Genomic DNA, 20,453 nt, shown 5'->3' with positions numbered 1-20,453 from the left:
GGCGAAATGGGGAATAAAGGCCTTCTTTTGTTGTGGTTATATTATTCCATCATGTTAATGTGGGTTTAAAATAACAAGTCGATCAAGTTATAAATTTAATTATTAATTTTGAGCTTTTGGTTTTCTAATTGAGTATATATGTGTATAAAGTTACCCAAATTTTATTATCGCAACTCAATGATACATAAGTTAAATGATAAATAAATGTTAATGTAATATTTATTTATTGTTATTTTGAGCGTTTCGGTTATGCATTTAATTGAGTGCGGGTGAAGTTTTTTATCATCTAACCCAACTTTTTGTCTGTGATCTTTTTCTTTACGTAAAGCATCCAGGGAGGACAAATGAACTTTAAATGTAACTTCAAAGTTGCACTAGCCATAGTTTCCATCGCTACACTTGTGTTTTTTGGCTGGCTCTTTAGTACTGACATGGTGTTGTTCGATCCCAAAGGCCCAATTGGAGAGGCTCAGGAATCGTTAATCATCATCTCGGTTATTCTTATGGCTATCATCATAGTCCCAGTACTGCTTATGTCGGTGTATTTCCCATATAAGTATCGCCATACGAACAAAGAGGCCGAATACAAGCCTAACTGGGAACACTCCACCAAGATTGAAGTGGTTGTGTGGGCCGTTCCGTGTCTTATCATTTTGGCACTTGGCTGGCTGACCTATAAGACTTCTTTCTCTCTGGATCCCCGTGAAGAGATCGTCTCAGACAAAGACCCAATGACAATTCAAGTCGTGGCAATGAACTGGAAGTGGTTATTTATTTATCCAGAACATCAAATTGCAACGGTAAACGAAGTGGCATTCCCTGTTGATCAACCTGTACGTTTTGTTGTGACTTCAGACACAACAATGAACTCATTCTTCATTCCTCAACTGGGTAGCCAAGTTTACGCCATGGCTGGTATGGAAAACCGTTTAAATCTAATGGCTTCAGAGCAGGGCACTTATCGTGGTATCTCTGCAAACTACAGCGGATTTGGTTTTGCGAACATGCGCTTCCAAGCGCACGTTAAAGACGACGCTGGTTTCGACCAGTGGGTTGAGAAGGTAAAAACTTCAGAAAGCAAACTGAATGACGACAGCTACGACTGGCTAACCGCTAACGCAAAAGAGCAAATCAAAACGCCACACCCTGTGACGTACTTTGCGTCTGTCGACCCATTGAGATTTAAAGACATTATTGAAAAACACTCGGGAGCTCAAAATGGCCTATAAAGGCGATGTACACGCTGAACCGGATCCGATATTTGGTAAGCTGAACTGGGACGTTATCCCAGTGACTGACCCTGTTATCTTGCCGGTAATGATCGCTTGTATTCTAGGCGGTCTAGGACTATTTGCTTATATTACTCATCAAGGCAAATGGAAGTACTTGTGGGACAACTGGTTTACATCGGTAGACCACAAGAAGATTGGTATCATGTATATCATTGTCGCGTTAGTATGATGTTACGTGGTTTTGCAGATGCGGTAATGATGCGTACGCAACAAGCGGCATCTACCGTAGACATGAGCTATCTTCCACCCGAGCACTACGACCAGATCTTCTCTGCGCACGGCGTAATCATGATCTTCTTTGTTGCCATGCCGCTGGTGGTGGGCTTGATGAACATCATCGTACCGCTGCAGATTGGTGCGCGTGACGTTGCTTTCCCGTTCCTAAACTCGCTCAGCTTCTGGCTGTTCGTAGTAGGTGCGCTACTGATCAACATCTCTCTGTTTGTTGGTGAGTTTGCTGCAACGGGTTGGTTGGCGTATCCGCCATTGTCTGGCATGGAGTATAGCCCCTGGGTAGGGGTCGATTATTGGCTCTGGTCATTGCAGATCTCGGGTATTGGTACCCTTCTAACGGGTGTGAACTTTGTTGTAACGATTTTACGTATGCGCGCTCCGGGCATGAAGCTTATGCAAATGCCAGTGTTTACGTGGACAGCACTGTGTTCTAACGCTCTGATTGTACTGGCTTTCCCAATTCTAACCGTAACGCTAACGTTACTGACGCTTGATCGCTACATGGGCACGCACTTCTTTACTACCGATATGGGTGGTAACCAGATGATGTACGTGAACTTGATTTGGGCATGGGGTCATCCAGAGGTTTACATCCTGATCTTGCCTGCGTTTGGTATCTTCTCGGAAATTACCGCGACATTCTCGCGTAAACGTCTATTTGGTTACACCTCTTTGGTGTGGGCGACAGCAGTAATCATGGTTCTGTCGTTCGTGGTATGGCTACACCACTTCTTTACCATGGGTGCGGGGGCTAGCGTGAACGCATTCTTTGGTATAGCCACAATGATCATATCGATACCCACCGGGTTAAGATATTTAACTGGCTATTTACCATGTACAAAGGCCGCGTTGAGTTTACTGCAAGTATGTGGTGGACGATCGCTTTCCTAATTACCTTTACCATTGGTGGTATGACGGGTGTCATGCTGGCCATTCCAGCGGCGAACTTTGTTCTACACAACAGCTTGTTCGTTATCGCTCACTTCCACAACGTAATCATTGGTGGTGCGGTATTTGGTTACTTTGCAGGCTTCACTTACTGGTTCCCGAAAGCGACTGGCTTCAAGCTTAATGAGCGCCTAGGTAAGCTTTCGTGTGCGCTATGGACGATCGGTTTCTTCGTTGCCTTCATGCCTGTTTACATTCTTGGCTTCAACGGTATGACGCGTCGTCTAAACGTTGCTGACAACCCAGAGTGGGCACCGCTTCTATGGACGGCGGCATTCGGTGTAGCAATCATTGCAGCAGGCATCGCAGTTCAGTTCTGGCAGGTATTTGTCAGTATCCGTGACCGCAAAGAAAACATGGACACCACAGGTGACCCATGGGATGGCCGTACTCTTGAGTGGGCAACGTCATCTCCACCACCGTTCTACAACTTTGCGACACTGCCAAAGATTGAAGACCGTGATCAGCACTACTACTGCAAGGAAAATGGTACTGCTTACCAAAAACCTGAGCGTTACAAGCGCATTCACATGCCTAAAAACACGTGGGCGGGCGTAGTCATCAGTGCATTCGCGTTGGTATTCGGTTTTGCTTTTGTATGGCACATCTGGTGGTTAGTTATCGCAAGTACTATCGGCATGATCGGTTCTTGGATTGCCTACAGCTTCCAACGCAGCAAAGACTACTTTGTTGAGGTATCAGAAGTTGAAGCAATTGAAGGAGAGCATTTGGCGGCGGTTGAACGCGACAAGAAGAATGTTCAGAAGCCAGAGCAGGATGATGATTCATCGCGCGATGATGACCTAAAACCTGCTGGTGCAACTGCGTAAGGATTTAAGGAACTATTATGACCGCTGTTATTGAAAGCACGCTTAATGAACGTCAGCCGGAATCTTCGGTTGACACTCAAGCACCCCATGGCGGTCATGATGATCACGATCATCATGACTATGCGGGTGACACCATCTTTGGTTTTTGGATCTACATCCTAAGTGACTGTTTGCTTTTCGGTACTCTGTTTGCAGTGTTCGCCGTATTCTCAAACAGCTTTGCTGGCATCATCGAACCGTCTGAACTGTTTAATCTATGGTTCGTGGCTGGTGGTACAGCACTACTACTTCTAAGTAGTTTTACCTTCGGCATGGGTATGCTGAAGGCACAGAACCGCGACATGAAAGGAATGCTTACTTGGTTGGGTATTACCTTCGCGCTGGGTTTAGGCTTCCTAATCATGGAAGTGTACGAGTTTTACCACTTCAGCCAGGCGGGTGCGACGTTTGACAGCAGTGCGTACTGGTCTGCGTTTTACGCTCTAGTTGCGACGCACGGTCTGCACGTATTCGCGGGTTTGATTTGGATGATCGTTCTGTACTTCCACTTTAAGCGCGACGGCTTTACTGAAGATAATCACGCACGTCTGTCTTGTCTGAGCTTATTCTGGCACTTCCTAGATGTTATCTGGATCTGTGTATTTAGTGTTGTTTACCTGATGGGAGTTATGTAATGGGTCATTCTACTGGTGCTCACGGCGAAACTGGCCACGGCGGGCAAGCACACGGCAGCATAAAAGAGTATGTGGGTGGTTTAATCTACTCCATCATTCTGACTGTTATCCCATTTGCAATGGTGATGATGGACGTCGGCAGCCCGCAACTTAAAGTTGCTGTGATCATGGTGTGTGCAGTGGCACAGATCATGGTTCAACTTGTGTTCTTCTTACACATGAACACATCATCTGAACAGATGTGGAATACCACTTCCGCGGTCTTTGTGGTCGTGATTGTGGCGATTATCCTCGTCGGTTCGTTGTGGATTATGGATCACCTAAACCACAACATGCTTATGGGTCACTAAACGGAAGATACAATGTTTAAACATTACCTCCAATTGACCAAACCTGGCATTATCCGCGGCAACTTAGTTGCCGCGGCTGCTGGCTTCTTTTTGGCCTCACAAGGCCAAATTGATTGGCAGACATTTGTGGCAGTTTGTGTTGGTACTACCTTAATTGTTGCCTCTGGTTGCGTGTTCAATAACTACGTGGACCGAGATATCGATGCCAAGATGCAGAGAACTTGTCAGCGTGAACTGGTACAGAAAATCGTACCGGTTTCACATGCGATTAGCTTGGGCTTCGCATCTGGTTTTGTGGGTTTTGCGACGTTGTACTTTTACACGTCTTTTCTTGCGTTTGTTTTCGGTTTATTGGGCTTTGTCGTGTATGTTGGCTTTTACACGCTTTACTACAAACGACAATCAGTTCATGGCACGCTAATCGGTGGCCTGTCTGGCGCTTGTCCACCAGTGATTGGCTACTGCGCGGTAACCAACCAATTTGATGCAGGCGCGGTGATTTTGTTCATCACGTTCTGTATTTGGCAGATCCCGCACTCTTACGCGATCGCGATCTACCGATTCAACGACTACAAAGCGGCGAATATTCCGGTCCTTCCAATTAAAGAAGGCGTAGACAAAGCGCGCACGCACATCATTGCTTACATAGTGGCATTTGCCATTGCGGCTTTAGCGTTAAGTTATCTAGGCTATGCGGGCAGTTGGTATGCACTGGGTGTTGGTTTAGTGAGCTTGTACTGGCTGTATCTGGCGAAGGTGAGCTTCCAAAAAATGCCGACAGAGCAATGGGGCAAGCAGCTTACTATCTTCTCCATCGTATCGATTATGGTGTTCTGTTTGTTGATTTCTATCGACTTTACTTCCCCAGAATTAGCAGCGCCAGAAATGGAGCGACACGCCAAGCAGTATTGATTTCAGAGACGATGCTTCCAGAACTATGGTTCTTTGAGTCATTGCTGTTTGAAGTCTCTATCGGGAGAAGTTAATGCAAATGAATCCTGTGAAATGGGTAATGGTCGCGGGCGCGCTGGCGCTGACTGCGATCTTGGCACTGTATTTGGACAATATTACGGTGCCGGTGGGCGAAAAACCTGTTCAAGCCAAGGATTTAGGCGGTCAGTTTCAACTTAAAAACCTCGATGGCACGGTCGATTTGGCCGAGTACGAAGGCAAAGCAGTCATCATGTATTTTGGTTACTTGAACTGCGCAGAAGTCTGCCCAACCTCAATGGGCGTGATTTCAGCCGCGCTAGGACAAGTGGACGAAGTTCACTATGATGACGTACAAGGTTTCTTTATTAGCGTCGATCCAGAGCGTGATGACCTGCAGTCTCTACACGAGTTCGCGCAGTACTTTGACCCACGCATTCTCGGTATCACAGGGACGCCTGAAGAGATCCAAGCGATGACTCGTCAGTATGGTGTCTACTATGACCTAGTGGCCATGGAATCATCTCGACTTTCTTATACCGTCGACCATGTATCGCGATTTTACATCATCAACCCTCAAGGCGAACTCGTTGATTCTATGAGTTACGCTACCACGCCAATTGAGCTGGCTGCTCGAATTGAGCGCGCGATAACAACCAATAATTAGTACTGCTCAAAGTACAAATCGTTCCAAAACCAATTATTTAGAAATGAGGCCATCAATGAAACTCAAATCTCTTAGCTTGCTGGCTGCAGCGATTTTAATGTCACAAGTTGCGAACGCTCATCATCACGGTGACCACAGCGAACACGCAAACCACAGTGACCATGAGCAACATAGCGACCATGAGAAACACAACCACGACCATGCTCATCATGGGAGTAGCAGCGAGTTCATAGGTGAAAGCCAGTCGATCAGTGACGCGATTACCATTGAAGATGCGCGAGCGAAAGCGACGATCCCTGGTGTTAAAGTGGGTGCGGGATACTTAACCATCGTAAACGAAAGCGATGAAACGCTGCGTCTAACAGAAGCGAAAACTACGGTTGCTGAACACACTGAAATCCACCGCATGTTCATGCGCGATAGCAAAATGGCAATGCGCAAAGTGGAGTACGTTGAAATTGAAGCAAACGAGAAGTTTTACTTAAAGCCAGGTGGCTATCATTTGATGTTTATGATGCTTAACCAACGTTTAACCGATGGTGAAAGTATCGAGGTTGAGTTGGTGTTTGATAATGGCACAACAGCGACCATCGACATGCCAGTGATCAAAGCAGACTAATTTAGCTCAACAGCAAATCGAGATAAGAGGTAGCGGTATGAAAGGGTTAACAGGCTTTATGTTCGGGAGAATGCCTTTCCAGAAAGCAGCAGTCTCAAGCGTTATTGTAAGCGCAGTGATGAGCACCTCGGTGTTGGCAAACCAAGAAGTAGCGCCAGTGCGTACTTCAATGGATACCATCTCTGAAGAGCGAAGTATTCCTTGCTCCGTTGAACTTAGGGGGCTGGCGTCGAAAACCCTTAAGCAAAACCCGCATCGTATGCTGGCTTATGGCGAATCAGACAGCGACAACCAAATGTTCAACGCGCTTGCCGTCGCAGAATACCGAGACCGGGGCAGTCATGTGACGTTTCATGGTGTCGTGAACTCTCAAGGACGTTGTGATACCTCGGTGACGGAAAGCTTTATTCTGCAAACATCGTGTTCAGATGCTCGCCATGAAGCCTTCAGCAAATGGGACTTTCAGGGCAAGCTGAATCAAAATACCATGGTGTTATCGAGCAAGCGTGTGAATGGTAAGCAAGCCTTCCTCACCGATCAGTTCGGACTGCTTTGTTTGGTTACAACCAGACAAGTCGTATCGAGTTAAGCGTTCTGCTAAAGAGAACTCACTCATAGAAAGGTCTAGCCAGTTGGTTAGGCCTTTTTTTACGTCTCGATAAGTCCGAACTTGTCTCAAACTCGATAAAACGAATTTGCTGTCACAGATTATTGCATAATTGAAACTGCTCGCTGTCGCCAGATTTAGAAATGTGATAAATCAGTGATTAACCGATGGGTCATTAGTTTCTAAATAGGTGTAGGTGCTGTAATGGACGACAAAATTATTCTCATTGTTGACGACAACCAAGAAATTTTGGATGCCTTAAGCGAGTATTTAGAACGAGCAAACTTTACCGTAAAGACCGCCACCGATGGTAGCCATATGTGGAAGATCTTAGACTCCACCACACCCGACTTAATCATTTTGGACATCATGTTGCCCGGCGATGATGGGTTAACTTTGTGTCAAAAGCTGCGAACCACGTCTCAGGTGCCTATCATCATGCTGACCGCCGTGACCGATGATGCCGACCGAATTGCGGGATTAGAAATTGGCGCAGATGATTACATCACCAAATCCTTCAATCCTCGAGAGCTGCTCGCACGCATTAAAGCGCTGCTCAGACGTTCCAGTTACACCACGGATAATTCCTCGCGTTTTGTCGAGTTTATGGGGTGGAAGTTTGATACGTTGAAGCGGCATCTATTGGGATCGCAAGGTGAGGTTGTCGCTTTGTCTGGCGCTGACTATAACTTGCTGACGTTGATGTTGAGTTCACCGAATCGTTTACTGAGTCGCAATGATATTGCTCAAGCCTTTGGGGGCGTGATGCCGAGCCACTAGAGCGAGGTATCGACGTTCAGATTAGCCGTCTGAGAAAACAGATTGGGGACCATGACCGAAGCGTGATTATGAGCCTCCGAAATCAAGGTTACATGTTTGTCTTAGATTCAGCGGTGAACTGATATGTTTGCGAAAGCGCCGTTCCAGTCTATGGTATCTCGCATCACTTTCTCGATGCTGGCGGTGATCGTGGTGGCCGAAGTCTTTGTTGGTGCTATTTGGTATACCAGTAACGCAGAATCCAAGAAAGAATCAGCATGGAATGCGATGTCGGCCATCACCACGTCTGCCTCCGACACGATTAATTATTTTGTCGACTTACCGACAAGCTATCGCCATTTAGTGTTGCAGCAGTTACGCAATATGGGCGGTACGCGATTTTTTATTTCGATCAACAGCCATCATCTTGATGTTCAGTCGCTCGATAATTACACCTTAGTGGAAGGTATCGAGCAGCAATCGATCGAACTACTTCAACAGAAAATGAAGTACCCAAAAGAGTCTTCATTGGTGATTACCCACCGCGAAGATTTGGTGGTGTTTGACTCAGAGCTCAAGCTCGATGAACTGCCAGCGCTGTGGAAAGACTACAGTTTGGTGTTAGGGGACTTGGATCTTCCGATTGTAGTGATTCAAACCAAACTAGATGATGGTTGGTTATACATGGCGACGGTTCTGCCGCTGTCATACAACTCACTGACGAACGAGATCTTCGAAACCAAACAGTTAGTATTTCTTGTTATCGCGACGATTTTGTTGCTTGGTGTAGCTTACATAGTGGCGCAGAAAGAGGTGCGTCCTTTCCGCTCATTGGCGCGTTCTGCGTCTTTGATGAGCGCGCGTATGGAAGTCGAACCTATCGAGGAAGAGGGCAGTGTTGAAACTCGAGCTGCCATCCACGCATTCAACAAGATGAATCAAAGGATCAAATCTTATCTACGCGATCGAGAGTTGTTCTTTAACGCCGTTTCTCACGATATTAAAACGCCTTTGGCTTGTTTAAAACTGCGTACCGAAATGTTGGATGATGTTCAAGCAAGGCTGCGATTCGAAAAGCTTCTTAATGACATGGAGCTGATGCTTGATGGTGCCTTGCAGTGCTTAAAGGATGAGGGTATCCACGAAGACTTAGACTGGGTGAACCTTGAAGAAGTAATCAACCAAAGCGCCGAAATACACAATCGGGAAGAGAATCGTGTGCAGGTTTCCGTTCAGGGTAACGTGGTTATTTTTGGTCGCCCACTATCGATTCGCAGATGTATCGCTAACTTGGTTGAAAACGGGGTCAAATATGGCGACTACGTGGATGTGGATGCTTCTTATCATAAGGGTGTTGCCACCATAACCTTCAAAGACTATGGGGAGGGTGTACCTGAAGACAAGTTTGAGGACATTTTCAAACCCTATACCCGTCTTGATAATGAATCGACCCCGGCAGTGGTTTAGGTTTGGCCATTGCGAGAACCATCGCCAGAACACACGGTGGTGATATCACGATGTCAAACGATGAAGAGCAAGGGCTAATCGTGAACCTAACTTTAGAGAGTGCTCAATGAGAATACGTAAGGCAATGCTGGCTTTGATATTGGCGTCTGGTTTAGCTTCTAGTCTCCCTTCAATGGCTTTTGCAGAGGAGGTCGAGTTCTTACATTGGTGGACATCAAAAGGAGAGCTTGAGGCTTTATCAGTCATTGAAGGAAGCTTTGATAAAACCCCACACCGACTTCGTAGTGATCCGATTGTGGGTGGTGGTGGAGCAGCGGCAAAGACGACTCTGCAGTTTCGAGCCATTGCGGGTAATCCGCCGCATATGGCGTTGATGGAAGGCCCAGCAATTTCCTCTTGGGCGGCGCTAGGCTTTCTAGTGGATTTGGATGAAGTCGCTGCTCAGCAGCAGTGGGACACTTTGTTATACAGCGATATTCGAAATATTAACCGCTATAAGCAGAATTACGTGGCTATCCCGATGAACATCCACCGTCTTAATTGGATGTGGATTAATTATGATGTACTCGCTCAGCATAAGGTTGAGATCCCTAGTGATTGGGAATCTCTGATTCAAGGTCTGGAACAGCTCAAACAGGCGGGTGTTAAACCCATCGCGTTGGGTAATGATCAATGGCAAATCGTACAACTGTTCGAGAACATTGCTTTTGGGGTTGGCGGCCCAGATTATTACGTGGATGCGTTTGTGAACCTCAATCCTGAAGCATTAAACAGCGATACAACAAAGCAGGTGTTTGAACGTTTTCGTCAGATAAGCCAGATTGCTGGTTCTCCATTGCCAACCATGCGTTGGGATGAAGGGGTCGAAGCTCTGATGCGTGGTGATCATGCATTTCAGTTTACCGGTGACTGGGCATTGGGCGAGATCCTCTATCATCACAATGACGTACCTAAGCATATTCGCTGTGCGCCGTTTCCTTCGACGGAGTCCGGTTTTATCTATAACTCAGACAGCTTAGTCTTTTTCCGTCACTTTGATTCTAAGCGTCCGTCGGGGATGGATGTGGTTTCAGAGTTAAGTTCACCTGAGTTTTTGTTAGAACTGAACAGACGAAAAGGCAGTATTCCGGCCCAAAAGAACATTCCGATTGATTCTTTGTCGAGTTGTCAAAAGCAGTCTTACGCCGATTATCAAAAGGCGATTGAGAAAGGCGCTGCCATACCAAGTATTGTGGATTCGATGGCCGTGGACCCAATTGTACAAAACGCGGTGGCGAGCGAGCTTTATCGCTACTTCTCGGATGACTCGGTTCAACCTGAAACGGTTGTCGTACGTTTGATGGGGATTCGAGTACGAACGCCTTAGCGCAGACTAGGTTTGAATAGTCGTAAAATAGATTTGTAACGACTTTGTTTACAAAACGGCTACAAACCGACAAACGACTTATCTCGTCATTTCGGTATTATCAAATGGCATCTTGATAAAAGAAGCCACCCCCTACAACTCCAAAGGGCACCGATTATCGGTGCCCTTTTTTTGTCTTCTGTACCGCATAAGTCATTAAATATTGGCTCTTTCTCAAGGTATTACACGATTATTTCGTGTTTGTAAGCAGTCTACTTACAAATCGATAGCCATTTGTAACCTTTAGCTTTTTGCCGAGTGATAGTTTAAGCATGCCACAACGTGAAATGTATAAAGGAATCTAACTATGTTGAACAATGCTAAGAGTGGGCTATCCCGGCTATCCTCCATCGGGAAAGCGCTGATGCTACCTATCTCTATTTTGCCAGCCGCAGGTCTTCTACTTGCGTTTGGTGCCAAACTTGATATTCCATTGATGATGAGAGCCGGGGGATCATCTTTGAAAACCTCGCTTTGCTCTTTGCTGTCGGTGCCGCGGTGGGTCTAACCAAAGAATCGGGTATTGCCGCCCTAGCAGCGATTGTTGCTATGATGGTAATGAATGCAACCATGGGTGTTGCTTTAGGTATTACGCCAGAAATGGCCATGAGCGGTGGTAAATATGCCATGGTAATGGGCATACCGTCACTGCAAACCGGTGTGTTTGGTGGTTTGATAGCGGGTGTGCTTGCAGCCGTCATGTATCAAAAGTTCTACGATACTAAGCTACCAGACTTTCTTGGCTTTTTTGCGGGTAAGCGTTTCGTACCAATTGTTACCGCGTTTAGCGCTTTCTTGATCGGCTTAGTGCTTCCGTATGTTTGGTCTTACATCCAATCGGGTATTGATGCGCTGTCTCATATGGCCAATGGCGGTAACATGTATGTGTCTACCTTCATCTATGGCTTTATGGAGCGTGCGCTTATTCCTGTTGGTCTGCACCACATCTTCTACAGCCCTTACTGGTTCTCTTTTGGTGAATACACAACTCTATCCGGTACCGTAGTGAATGGTGACCACACTATCTGGTTCAAAATGCTTGAAGATGGCGTAACGACTTTCTCAACGGATGAATATCAATCGGCAGGTAAGTTCCTATCGGGTAACTTCGCTATTTACATGTTCGCTTTCCCAGCAGCTTGTCTAGCGATGTACCACGAAGCGAAAGATAAGAACAAGAAGATCGCTGCGGGTATTTTAGGTTCAGCGGCGTTAACGTCATTCGTGACAGGTATTACAGAGCCTGTGGAGTTTGCGTTTATCTTTGTTGCACCACTGCTTTACGTATTCTCTGCCATTATGGCGGGTGTGTCATACGCAGTAACGTATGCATTGGATGTTCACATTGGTAAAACATTCTCTGCGGGAATCATCGACTTTGTCTCCTTCGGTGTGCTGCCTTCTATGGACGGTTTTAATACCAACTGGGTGAACGTATTGCTGTGGGGCTCTGCTATGGCGGTGATTTACTACAGTGTGTTCCGCTTTGCGATTCGTAAGTTTAACTTCAAGACTGTGGGTCGTGATGATGGAGAGCTTAAAGCTATCGAACTATCGAACGAAGATTTGGCGACGGAAATCCTGCCTCTGATTGGTGGTAAACCGAACATCATTACCGCTGGCGCCTGTATTACTCGACTGCGTTTAGAGTTGAAAGACCTATCGATAGTTGATGATGAGGCGATTAAGGCTCTGGGTGCAATGGGTGTGATTCGAGTCGGTAGCAACGGATTGCAAATCATCCTAGGCGCAAAAGCTCAGTTTGTTTCAGAGATCATCAACAGTTCAGGTGATGCATCAGCAGTGCAAACGGCGGCGAATCCTGCGTAGCGAATATCAATCTAACTGATGAGTTCAGGCCATGGTTTTCGCCATGGCCTTTTTAGTACGTAATGTTATTGCCATTTTGCAGCAGCTTGAGACGTTATAATTGATTGTCACCTAATGGCAATTTTTACGCGTAAGATACTCATATAGTTACCCCATCAACGAGATAAACCTGTTTCTGACAAGGGGTAGACAATGAACACACTGATTATCAATGCAAACGTATTTAATGGTACTGATGACAAACTGATTGAAAATGTTTCGGTGCTTATTCAAGACAATCTGATCATTCAGATTGGCGATATTGACCCAGCGATTGCCGATGAAATCATCGACGCGAATGGCGGTACCGTGATGCCAGGTTTGATTGACGCTCACGTTCATATCACTCTTTCGGCGGGCTTTAATGTACTGGATTCAATGACCACGAACGAGATTGCTATACGTTCTGCGAAAATCTCCCAAGAGATGCTGATGCGCGGTTTCACAACATGCCGTGATGTTGGCGGCAATACGTTAGGGTTGAAAAACGCGATTGATACTGGCTACGCGACAGGGCCTCGAATCTTACCTTCGCAAGCGGCAATTTCGCAAACTTGCGGCCACTCTGATTATCGTCAGAACCAAGCGCAGCAGCGTTTAGCCAGTGGTCACGAAGATTCTCCAATCATGAAAACAGGCACCTTCAAAGTAGCCGATGGCAGAACGGAAGTGCTGAAAGCGGTGCGTGAGCAACTATTCAACGGCGCATCTCAAATCAAAATTATGGCGGGTGGTGGCGCGTCTTCGACGTATGATCCTCTTGATACGCTGCAATACACGTTAGATGAGATGAAAGCGGCAGTAGAAGCCGCGAGCGATTATGGCACTTATGTGGCGGCGCACATCCATACCGCACCGGCAATGCACAGAGCGGCGGAAGCTGGCGTTAAATGTTTTGAACACGCAACAATAATGGATGACGAGATCGCTCAAATCATCAAAGAAAAAGGCATTTGGGTTGTACCTTCGTACTTTACCTCATCGCTAATTGCAGAGCGTAAGATTCCACTGCCTAATGAAGAGACGTACCAGAAGACAGAACGTGTGGGCAAAGCAATGTTCAAGTCCGCTGAGCTGATTAAGAAATACAACATCGAAAACATCGCATTTGGCACTGACTGTGTGGGCACAAGCAATGTGCACGAGACTCAAATGCAAGAACTGACAGCAATCGAGAACACATTCGACACGATTACTGCCTTGCGTATGGCGACGTCAAATTGTGCTCGTTTATTTGAAATGTCGACTTACCAGCACCCGTATCAGAAAGGTAAATTAGGTCAAATCGTTGAGGGAGCCTATGCGGATTTACTTATCATCGATGGTAACCCACTAGAAGGAGTAGAGTGTGTTGTGAAAGATGAAACTAAAAAAGTGATTATGAAAGATGGCGTTGTTTACAAGAATACGCTGTAGCAATCTAGACCATATTAACTAGTACTAAAGCAGGCTTCGTATGGGGCCTGCTTTTTTTCATTGGTCAGTAAACTCATCCAGAAGTTAAACACAAAGCAGATGACACTTTGTGGTTTGCTTTAGCTTTGCACTCCCCACTAATTACCTGATGTCTATCGAAAATTTATTATCTAGGCTCGCATGAACATCGTTGTTTAGACACCATACCCAGAGCGTATGGAATATTGGTTGCGATAGAAAAGCAAAAGGGAAGGTGAGAGTTCGCATATGGCCTATCAACTTATAAAGTCTTATCCTGCGTTTGGTAGGCATGTTGGGGCAACGACTCTGACGTCGTTCGCCGACTTTTTCATGTTAATCATGATGCCTTGGATGGCACTAACAGTCGACGGCGGCGGTAAAAGTGCGGTGGCTGTAGTGCTCGCCATAGAAAGTTTTCCTCGGGGCTTAGCTATCATTTATGGTGGTCGGCTGGCAGACAAATTTGGGGCCAAACGTCTACTGATTGGGGCACGTTTAGGGTTAGTTCTCCTCTTTGGAGTGTTTGGTAGCTTACTGCTGAATGATTGGGTAAACATTTATACCCTCTGTTTGTTTGCATTGGGATTTAGCTTGTTTAGCGCAAGCATTGCCCCCGCGACAGAGTGCATAGTTCCCTCTATTGTTGAGAAAGATCATTTGAATAGTGCCAACAGCATGATCATGAGTACGATTCAAATGTGTCAGATATTCGCTCCGGCTGCTGCAGCAAGTTCGATTGCTTACTTAGAATCTCTGGGGCAACAAAATCACTTGCAATACTTTTATCCGATTGTAGCGGCGGCAGTCGCCCAGTTGCTTGCCATTTTACTGATTCGAAAGTTACCCATTTCTAATCAATCTCCGTCGCCATCAGGCAGCCTATGGGATGGCATCAAAACGGTCTGGGCGAACAATGAAGTAAGAAACATTATCTTGTTGCTGTTTCTTGTCTGTGTGTTTGCCGTCGGGCCATCGAGTGTCGCTTATCCATTGATTGTTGTTGAGCGCTTTGCTGCTGATGTTAGCAACTATGGTCAGATGTTCTCAGTCCAAGCCGTGGGTGCTATTATTGGATATCTTCTGATTGCAAAGCTGCAGCTTAAAGCCGGTACTGTTAGCCGAGTTTGCATGTTCCAATTGATGATTGCTTCTGCCTTGTTTGCGTTGGCTGTGTTCTATCAGAAATATCTGATTCTGTTGGCTGTCGCATTAATTGGCTTTGCTGATGCTTGTATCAGAGTAACTGTAATTACTCATTTACAAACAACAACGCAGCGTCATATCTTAGGTACAACCATCTCTATGGTTATGCTGTCTGTAGTGGGGGCGATCCCGTTTTCTCGTGCTTTATCTGCTTTCGTAGTCGAGTACTCTTCCGTTGATGTACTATTGATGGGGAGTGGCATTCTAACAGCCGCGACGATCGCAAGCTTTTATCTGATGAGTCGTCGAAAGTTACGTATTCAAACCGAACAATAGGCTGTGGCAGCTATAACTGGAAATGGCTTGTTTCATCAATTGAAAAAGTCAACCAACGGAAATTGGATTCGCTACTGAGAGGGCGAAGTTGATGTTGCGAAGATCTACCAAGAGATTCTTCACGAGCTTTAATCTAAATTACATCAATTTTTAGCCCAGTCACAACTGGGCTTTTTTCTTTTGTCCATCTACTTGTACTTGCTATAAGGGCACTTAATGTTGCTTCAACAATGTCAGCCCGCACTGCAGGTTCAACTGTTTCATTTAGTGATGTGCGTGACTTGGAATGCGATTAGCGTGTATCAACTATCACTGGGGCTTTTACTTGACGTACTCTGTTGGGACTTTTTATATTCTAAGGCGAGAGAGCCAAAATAATCCCCGAAACAATGGCGAGTACGCCAAGGCCTCTCGTGAGGTACCACTTCTCACGTAAAAACCAAATACCCATCAAGAGTCCGAACACAATACTAATCTGTCGTAGTGCGACCACTAAACTTACGTTGTCTGTCATTGTCATAGAAAACAGAACCAACCCGTAAGTTGCAGCCATCATTACACCTGCAATACTGGCATTGCGACGAATATGCCACGCGGTCACGACCTCTTGGAATTTTCCTGATATGAGACACCAAATTAAAGAAGGTACCGCGATGGCCCAAAATTGTGCCCCTAGATAGAAAATGGCGCTGTATTGATCACTGAAGGTTTGATTCGCGACCTCTGTCAGTAGGTTCAACGCTTCTTTGTCGACAATTGAGTAGCCTGTAGTGCCAACTGCCGCTATGAGAGCCCAGAAGACACCGATGTTGGCGTACGATTTTAGTTTTACTTGGCTAAATTGAGTCAACGGAACCAACATACAACCAAACGTAATGAAGAAAAATCCAATCCATTGATAGGGCGTTAATGTATGGCCTAAAGTTAAGCTAATCGCGCCAACCATCATGACAGGCAAGGCACGAGCGATTGGATACACAACGCCAACATCAGCATGTTTATAAGCGACGATGAGCCCCACCAAATAAACAATTTGTGCAATACCACTGGCAAGGAGCATTAACCAAAACTGTTCAGGTAGAGCAGACCAACCAATGGATGCGAGAAACCAAAGTAAATATGGAGTCAGTAAAAAGCAAGCGGCAAAGCTAGCTGCCATCGTAAAGGCCAAACCAGAGCCGGAGTTACTTTTGCCTAAGATGTTCCAACCAGCATGAAGAACTGCTGAAATTACGACGAGTGTTATCGCAAAAAAGTCCATTAACTTTCCTGTATTCTAAATATTTAAGAGCCCCTTAGCGGAGCTCTTGGGAAAGGCCTATTAGCGCTTAATCTCAGCTATCGATTCAATACTAATAGCATCGTGTCGCCAGTATTCGATATCGCAGTCGATTAACTCACCATGTTGATTGTAATTCACACGTTCAACGACCATAGCAGGTGTCCCCGATGTTGCACGAAGTGCTTGAGCAATGTCTCCGAGTAAAGTGCTGGTGGAAATGCGGTAGCGTATCTTTTGGTAGGTCATACCAAAGTGCTCGCGATAGATGTCCGTCAGGGAATTTGAAAAGTCGTAACTCAGTAAGTTTGGAAACAGTTCTGGACGGATGTAGTTGGTCACAAATACCACAGGTCTGTCTTCTAGATAGCGTACACGATCCACTTGATACACATCGGAGAAAGGCTGCAAGTCTAGCAAGCGAGCCGCTTGTTTATTGGCTAGGCTGCTCTTGGCCGAAATTACCTCGGTTTTTGGGCTGCGATTTTGTGCTTTCGCCATGTTGGGAAAGTTAAGCGTTTGAGTAGGGTCGTAACGTAACGGCTCTGGCGAGATGAACCAGCCACGACGATCTTCTCGATAAATTCGACCTTCTGCTTCTAGTAAAGAGAGCGCTTCACGAAGTGTCACGCGGGTGGTGTCAAATGACTCGGCCAACTTACGCTCTGCAGGCAGTTTCTGACGCGGGGAAAGCATACCTGCTTCAATTTGTTCAACAATAGAATCTTTAATTTTTACGTACTGCACGAAGTGTCCTTATCTTTTGCGCCAAGCTTGGGTGTGATTTTCTAACAGTTTACCCAATGTCATCTGTACTAATTTAGCGATCGCTGCGGCAATCATGATCATTACCGCCATGGCGGCTGCAGAACCGGTTTGCCCAGCATCATCCATGTTGAGAATGGACACTGACGCAGGGATAGTATCAGTCGAATAAAGGAATACTACCGCAGAAGTGGTGGTTAATGCATTAACAAACAAGTAGGTAGCAATATCGAGTATTGCTGGTAAGCACACGGGCAACGTGACTTTAAAAAACAGCTTATACTGCGGAAGCTTAACCGAAGCTGCGGTCGCTTCAATTTCTGATGGTAGTTGTTTTAGTGCAGTCAGTGCCGTCATGTGGCCTACGGTGTAATAGTGTACGACCGTGTTGATGACCAAAAATGCCATGGTGCCATATAGGAAGTTAAGTGGGTTGTTGCCATCATTGAAGTAAAAGATGTAGCCCAAGCCCAACACCATACCTGGTACTGCCATTGGCACAACACTCAGCATCTGCATCATTTGACGAATAGGTGCAAAGGCGCGACCCTTTTCAATACCGTAAGCACCAACAAAAATCACAGCAGTACCAATAACGGCAGTCCAACCTGCTAAGGTTAGAGAATTGAAGAACGGGCTCCAACCATAGGTACTGATTTCGGCAAAGTTATAATTGCTGAGAGTAAGTGCCTTGTTCCACGGCCAAAAGGTAACAAGTGAGCCATAAACCGCCATACCTAGCACTGCGAGTACAGCAATTGAAATGAGCGAGCAGTAAGCCAAGCAAAGCCCATCACGCGTCTTGTTTGGTTCTGGTTGATAAGGCACGGAACGGGTGTCGAACAGGTTTTTCTGTTTCTTTTGCACCCAGCGATCGGCGCCAAATGCAATAGCAGCAGGGAAAAGCAACATAATACTTGTCACCGCACCCATAGCAAAATTCTGTTGGCCGACGACTTGTTTAAAGATGTCCGTAGCCAGAACATTGTAGCTACCGCCAATCACTTTTGGCACACCAAAATCAGTGATAACTAACGTGAACACCACGATAAGTGTACTGATCAGCCATATTTGGCCGCTGGAAGCGTAACAACAAAAAAGGTTTTGATTGGCGACGTTTTTAATGCTTGAGCAGCCTCGTATAGTCGAGCATCTGAGGTTCGTAATGACGTCGTCAAAATCATCAGAGCATGAGGGAATGTCCAGAAGATAAGTCCCATAGAGATACCGATGACACCATAGACTGAGTGTCCCCCAAGTAGCTCTTTAGCGATACCTTGATTGCCAAATAGGAAAATCAAACTAATAGCAGGTAACAATGATGGTGCTAGGATAGGAGCCGTTCCCAATATTTGAAACAAGCCTTTAAATGGCATACATGAACGCGTAAGGGCATAAGCATAGCCAAACGCCAAAAAGCCAACGATAGTGGTGACAATTAAGCCTAGTGTGAAGGTGTTACCGACCGAAACCCACAAACTCGACGAGGCAAAGTAAGTTGAGAAGTTCTCTAATCCGACAAACTCACCATTGGCATTCTGAACACTCTTGGCAAGCATTGCCCACAATGGCATTAGGATGAACAACACCATTAATGTCGATAGTCCTGCTAAAAGGCCAAATAGGATGAGGTTGTCTCGGCTGATGCGACTAATAAAAGATTTAGATTGCTCTTGGGTCATTAGGCTATTCATAGTTTTCGCTTCCATCGTGTTACCTATGCTGCGATAGCTTTAGCATTGGCTGGAATGGCATACCCATGCAGTCCGTCATTGGAGAACTGAATGTGGCGGACGTCGCCCACTTTGATGTCTAATTGCTTTACTGTATCTACAGCGACATCAATCGCTAGGGGCTTCGCTGAGTTATTATCTTGAAGTACGCAATCAATGCGGAAGAAAGCACCCAAGAACTCTGTTTGTGTGATTCGAACAGGTAGCGCATATTGGTCATTCCCAACTTGGCTTTTCTCAATGAATCGGATGCTTTCTGGTCGAACTGCTAGGTCAAATCGTTCACCTGCAGAAATTGTGCGGTTTGTCAGTGCTGGTGTTGGTAACAGTGTGTCGGCAACGCGGATCTGAGTCGAAGTCGGCGCAGAGGTTTCAATGAAGTTCATACGGCCAACAAACTCTGCGACAAAACGGGTTGCGGGTTTTTGATAGATTTCTTGTGGTGTGCCCACTTGCTCAATAACACCATGGTTCATTACTACAATTCGATCTGCCATTGAAAGTGCTTCATCTTGGTCATGGGTGACCATGATGGTGGTAATGCCAAGCTTACGCTGTAGTTTGCAGATTTCATCGCGTAGGTGGACACGAACTTTAGCATCGAGAGCAGATAGTGGCTCATCGAGAAGTAATAATCCTGGAGATAGGGCGAGTGCTCTAGCTAGCGCTACACGTTGCTGTTGACCTCCAGAAAGTTGGTTAGGAAACTTCTGTGCAGATGTTGGCAGACCAATCATCTCCAGCCAATAGTCAACTTTCTCTAATGCTTCTTTTGTCGACATCCCCTGATTTTTCAGTCCAATCGCAATATTTTCTTGCACGGTTAGGTTAGGGAACAGTGCATAAGATTGAAAAACTATGCCGAAATCTCGTTTCTCAGGAGGTAAGAATGTGGTTTCTTTGTCATGCTGACAAATAGTGCCTGACGTTGGCAAGTCTAAGCCCGCAATTGCCCTTAGTAAGGTTGTCTTGCCGCAGCCAGAAGGGCCTAGAAAGCAGACGAACTCGCCTTTCTCAATGGATAATGAAATGTTTTTTAAGGCAGTGAATTGACCGAAGTTTTTTACTAGGTTTTCGATCGTTAGATAATCTTGTTTTGTAGACATAAT

General features: G+C 45.8%; 16 protein-coding genes and 4 pseudogenes. 16 read left to right on the top strand and 4 right to left on the bottom strand.

Features of this window, described 5'->3' with window-relative positions:
* Positions 1-344 precede the first annotated feature (344 nt).
* The 16 genes and pseudogenes from cyoA (at position 345) to UA76_RS08455 (ending at position 15,567) form a co-directional block, all read left to right on the top strand.
* A complete protein-coding gene (gene cyoA / locus UA76_RS08520; RefSeq protein WP_047044908.1) occupies positions 345-1,229 on the top strand; it encodes a ubiquinol oxidase subunit II in 885 nt (294 codons plus the stop codon).
* Positions 1,219-1,461 (top strand): hypothetical protein, encoded by a 243-nt coding sequence (locus tag UA76_RS25615; RefSeq protein WP_420340907.1) that lies wholly within the window; start codon positions 1,219-1,221, stop codon positions 1,459-1,461. The genes cyoA and UA76_RS25615 overlap by 11 nt, the downstream gene beginning before the upstream one ends.
* Positions 1,377-3,304: pseudogene (locus UA76_RS08515) on the top strand (cbb3-type cytochrome c oxidase subunit I). Before UA76_RS25615 ends, UA76_RS08515 begins: the two are co-directional and overlap by 85 nt.
* Positions 3,305-3,321: 17 nt before the next feature.
* Positions 3,322-3,978 (top strand): cytochrome o ubiquinol oxidase subunit III, encoded by a 657-nt coding sequence (gene cyoC / locus UA76_RS08510; protein WP_047044905.1) that lies wholly within the window; start codon positions 3,322-3,324, stop codon positions 3,976-3,978.
* Positions 3,978-4,328, top strand: a complete 351-nt coding sequence (gene cyoD, locus UA76_RS08505) for a cytochrome o ubiquinol oxidase subunit IV (RefSeq protein WP_047044901.1) — start codon at positions 3,978-3,980, stop codon at positions 4,326-4,328. Before cyoC ends, cyoD begins: the two co-directional genes overlap by 1 nt.
* A 12-nt stretch (positions 4,329-4,340) precedes the next feature.
* On the top strand, positions 4,341-5,240 hold the full coding sequence (gene cyoE, locus UA76_RS08500; protein WP_047044899.1) for a heme o synthase: 900 nt from the start codon (positions 4,341-4,343) through the stop codon (positions 5,238-5,240).
* A gap of 73 nt (positions 5,241-5,313) precedes the next feature.
* On the top strand, positions 5,314-5,925 hold the full coding sequence (locus UA76_RS08495) for an SCO family protein (RefSeq protein WP_047044897.1): 612 nt from the start codon (positions 5,314-5,316) through the stop codon (positions 5,923-5,925).
* Positions 5,926-5,980: 55 nt separating this feature from the next.
* Positions 5,981-6,544 carry a copper chaperone PCu(A)C gene (locus UA76_RS08490; protein WP_047044894.1) on the top strand — a complete coding sequence of 188 codons (564 nt, stop codon included), beginning with the start codon at positions 5,981-5,983 and terminating at the stop codon, positions 6,542-6,544.
* A 37-nt stretch (positions 6,545-6,581) separates the two neighbouring features.
* Positions 6,582-7,133, top strand: coding sequence for a hypothetical protein (locus tag UA76_RS08485; RefSeq protein ID WP_238322231.1), 552 nt, complete (start codon positions 6,582-6,584; stop codon positions 7,131-7,133).
* Positions 7,134-7,355: 222 nt separating this feature from the next.
* Positions 7,356-8,053 (top strand): annotated as a pseudogene (locus UA76_RS08480) (response regulator).
* A 1-nt stretch (position 8,054) separates the two neighbouring features.
* Complete coding sequence (locus UA76_RS08475; protein WP_238322230.1) at positions 8,055-9,377, top strand: ATP-binding protein; 1,323 nt, start codon at positions 8,055-8,057, stop codon at positions 9,375-9,377.
* 2 nt (positions 9,378-9,379) lie between these two features.
* Positions 9,380-9,487, top strand: coding sequence for an ATP-binding protein (locus tag UA76_RS25435; protein WP_337588523.1), 108 nt, complete (start codon positions 9,380-9,382; stop codon positions 9,485-9,487).
* Positions 9,484-10,743, top strand: coding sequence for an ABC transporter substrate-binding protein (locus UA76_RS08470; protein ID WP_238322229.1), 1,260 nt, complete (start codon positions 9,484-9,486; stop codon positions 10,741-10,743). Before UA76_RS25435 ends, UA76_RS08470 begins: the two co-directional genes overlap by 4 nt.
* A 346-nt stretch (positions 10,744-11,089) precedes the next feature.
* A pseudogene (locus UA76_RS08465) lies at positions 11,090-12,612 on the top strand (PTS transporter subunit EIIC).
* A gap of 192 nt (positions 12,613-12,804) precedes the next feature.
* Complete coding sequence (locus tag UA76_RS08460; RefSeq protein WP_047044891.1) at positions 12,805-14,067, top strand: metal-dependent hydrolase family protein; 1,263 nt, start codon at positions 12,805-12,807, stop codon at positions 14,065-14,067.
* Between the two features lie 267 nt (positions 14,068-14,334).
* Complete coding sequence (locus UA76_RS08455) at positions 14,335-15,567, top strand: MFS transporter (RefSeq protein WP_047044890.1); 1,233 nt, start codon at positions 14,335-14,337, stop codon at positions 15,565-15,567.
* 355 nt (positions 15,568-15,922) lie between these two features.
* Here UA76_RS08455 and UA76_RS08450 read toward each other — a convergent pair whose 3' ends face one another.
* From UA76_RS08450 to UA76_RS08435, 4 genes and pseudogenes are all read right to left on the bottom strand, one after another.
* On the bottom strand, positions 15,923-16,828 hold the full coding sequence (locus tag UA76_RS08450; RefSeq protein ID WP_047044887.1) for an EamA family transporter: 906 nt from the start codon (positions 16,826-16,828) through the stop codon (positions 15,923-15,925).
* Positions 16,829-16,888: 60 nt separating this feature from the next.
* Positions 16,889-17,593, bottom strand: coding sequence for a phosphonate utilization transcriptional regulator PhnR (phnR, locus tag UA76_RS08445; RefSeq protein WP_047044884.1), 705 nt, complete (start codon positions 17,591-17,593; stop codon positions 16,889-16,891).
* A gap of 9 nt (positions 17,594-17,602) precedes the next feature.
* Positions 17,603-19,320, bottom strand: a pseudogene (locus tag UA76_RS08440) (putative 2-aminoethylphosphonate ABC transporter permease subunit).
* Between the two features lie 8 nt (positions 19,321-19,328).
* On the bottom strand, positions 19,329-20,450 hold the full coding sequence (locus UA76_RS08435; RefSeq protein WP_047044880.1) for a putative 2-aminoethylphosphonate ABC transporter ATP-binding protein: 1,122 nt from the start codon (positions 20,448-20,450) through the stop codon (positions 19,329-19,331).
* Positions 20,451-20,453: the final 3 nt, after the last annotated feature.

It is taken from the genome of Vibrio mexicanus (genome assembly GCF_001012815.1).
Lineage (GTDB): Bacteria > Pseudomonadota > Gammaproteobacteria > Enterobacterales > Vibrionaceae > Vibrio > Vibrio mexicanus.
The sequence above is the reverse complement of the archived record's forward strand: the minus strand, read 5'-3'. Positions and strand labels throughout refer to the sequence as shown.